This window comes from Oscillospiraceae bacterium (assembly GCA_035353335.1).
Taxonomy (GTDB): Bacteria; Bacillota; Clostridia; order Oscillospirales; family JAKOTC01; genus DAOPZJ01.
Genome location: DAOPZJ010000080.1, coordinates 1 through 2,572, shown reverse-complemented (window position 1 = coordinate 2,572; position 2,572 = coordinate 1). Strand labels below are relative to the sequence as shown.

The following is a 2,572-nucleotide window of genomic DNA, read 5'->3' as shown; positions in this document are numbered from 1 at the left end:
GCCGAGTCGTCGCTCCCTACTTAATTATCGGCAATTTTTATTTGACAACCAACCGCTTTACGTTGTAATATTAAATATTAATATTTTGGAGGGGTTTTTATGAGCGCAAACACAGAGCTTTGGAATAAGACGATCGGACAGTGTTTGGACGAACTAGCTCTAAACTACCCCGATAACGAAGCCGTTGCCTATAACGACGTACCCTATCGCAGGACCTGGAAAGAATTCAACGAAGAGTGCAACGTCATCGCACGCGGGCTGATCGAGCTCGGCGTCGGCAAGGGCGATCATGTCGCCATCTGGGCGACCAACGTCCCCGAATGGCTGTTGACCTTTTATGCGACCATCAAACTCGGCGCGGTGCTCGTCACGGTCAACACCGCCTACAGAGTATTTGAGTTGGAATATCTGCTGCGCCAGTCCGATACAAAAGTACTTGTGATGATCGACAGCTGGAAATCCAACAGCTATGTCGAAATCATCAACGAGCTCTGCCCCACACTGAAGGATCAAAATCCGGAGCGGCTGAAACTGCCGATGCTGCCGTGTCTGAAAAACATCCTCTATGTCGGCGAAAAGACCCCTGCGGGAATGCTGAATTTTAACGTTTTGTATGAGCTGGCATCCGAAACCCCGCCAGAGATGCTCTCGGCGCTCGCAGAACAGCTGAACGCCGACGAGGTCATCAATATGCAGTACACCAGCGGCACGACCGGTTTTCCGAAGGGCGTGATGCTGACGCACAAAAACATCCTCAATAACGGCCGTTTTATCGGCGACAACATGAAGTTCACCGAAAAAGACCGGCTCTGCATCTGTGTGCCGTTATTCCACTGCTTCGGCATGGTTCTTGCGATGATGGCTTGCATCTCCCACGCTTCGACGATGGTTCCGGTCGATATGTTCAATGCTGAGAAGGTTATGCGCACCCTCGACAACCAAAAATGCACCGCCGTCCATGGCGTTCCGACGATGTTTATCGCAATGCTTGATCATCCCGATTTTGATAAGTTCGACTTTTCACATCTGCGCACCGGCATCATGGCCGGGTCGCCGTGTCCGATCAAGACGATGCAGGACGTCATCGACAAGATGGGGATGAATGAGATCACGATCGTTTTCGGCCAGACCGAGGCAAGCCCCGGCTGCACGATGTCTACGGCGGACGACACGATCGCACATAAAGTTGCAACAGTAGGACGCGATTTGCCCGGCTGTGAGAACAAGATCGTCGACACCGAGACCGGCACGACTTTAGGTCCGGGCAAACCCGGTGAATTTTGCACGCGCGGCTATCATATCATGAAGGGTTACTACAAGATGCCCGAGGCAACGCGCCAGGCCATCGACAAGGACGGCTGGTTACATACCGGCGACATCGCGACCGTCGACGAGGACGGGTATTATAAGATCACGGGCCGTCTGAAGGATATGATCATCCGCGGCGGAGAAAATATCTACCCCAAAGAGATTGAGGACTTTTTATATCACCTGCCCGAAGTCAGCGACGTTCAGGTCGTCGGCATCCCGAGCAAAAAATACGGCGAAGAGATCATGGCCTTTATCATTCTTAAAGAGGGTAAAACGCTGACCGAAGAAGATGTCAAGAACGCCGTCGCAAAGAGCATGGCGCGCCACAAGACCCCTGCGCATGTCGCCTTTGTCAAGGAATTCCCGATGACGGCGAGCGGCAAAATCCAGAAGTTCAAACTGCGCGAGATGGCAATTAAGATCTATCACCTCGAGGACGCGGCGGGCATTGAAACCGCCTAAAGCGAGAAAATAGATTTTCGAGTTGGAAAGGATGATTAAAATATGAAACTATCATTCACCACCGCCGGCTGCCCCGGCTGGACGTTTGACGAGATCTTTGCGGTCGCAAAAGATTTGGGCATTCAGGGCATTGAGATCCGCGGAATGGGCGATGTGATTTTTGCGCCCGACATCTCAATTTTTGCGCCGGAAGAGATCGAAAACACCAAAAAGCGTATGACAGGCGCTAAAATGGAATTCCCCGTGCTTGACTCGACCGCGGCTTTAGGCGTTGCCGACTTGGCGCAGGAAGCCATGATCGAGGCCAAGGCGTATATCGATCTGGCTGCGAAACTCGGCACAAGCTATATCCGCGTAATGGTCAGCCCGAAAGCCGAGCCGACCCATGCCGATCTCGACTTGTGCGAAAAACAATACCGCGAACTCTGTGAATACGGAGCCGCGAAAAATGTATCCCCGCTGATGGAGACCAACGGCGTCTTCGGCGATTCCAGGCTGCTGGCAAAGTTTATGCAAAAAGTCAATCATGCCGGCAGCGGAGTTCTATGGGATATCCACCACCCCTATCGCTTTTTCGGCGAAACGCCCGAACAGACGGTGCAAAACATTGGTAAATATATCCGCCACACCCACATCAAGGACTCGGTGATGGCAGACGGCGCAATCGTCTATAAGATGATGGGCTACGGTGACGTGCCGATCACCGACGCGGTCGCCGAGCTTAAAAAAATCGGCTACGAGGGCTATATCTCGCTCGAGTGGCTCAAACGGTATAACCCCTATCTGCAGGAACCGGGAA

At 52.4% G+C, this 2,572-nt stretch carries 2 protein-coding genes; both read left to right on the top strand.

Annotation, left to right across the window (positions count from 1 at the left end):
- Positions 1 to 99: 99 nt before the first annotated feature.
- Positions 100 to 1,773: an AMP-binding protein gene (locus PKH29_11930; GenBank protein ID HNX15546.1), complete on the top strand. Its 1,674-nt coding sequence runs from the start codon at positions 100 to 102 to the stop codon at positions 1,771 to 1,773.
- Positions 1,774 to 1,815: 42 nt separating this feature from the next.
- The coding region (locus PKH29_11925) for a sugar phosphate isomerase/epimerase (protein HNX15545.1) at positions 1,816 to 2,572 on the top strand (757 nt) is incomplete at its 3' end.

Excerpts from the sequence above, each read along its gene's own strand:
- PKH29_11930 (HNX15546.1), top strand. The coding sequence starts at position 100 with ATGAGCGCAAACACAGAGCTTTGGAATAAGACGATCGGACAGTGTTTG.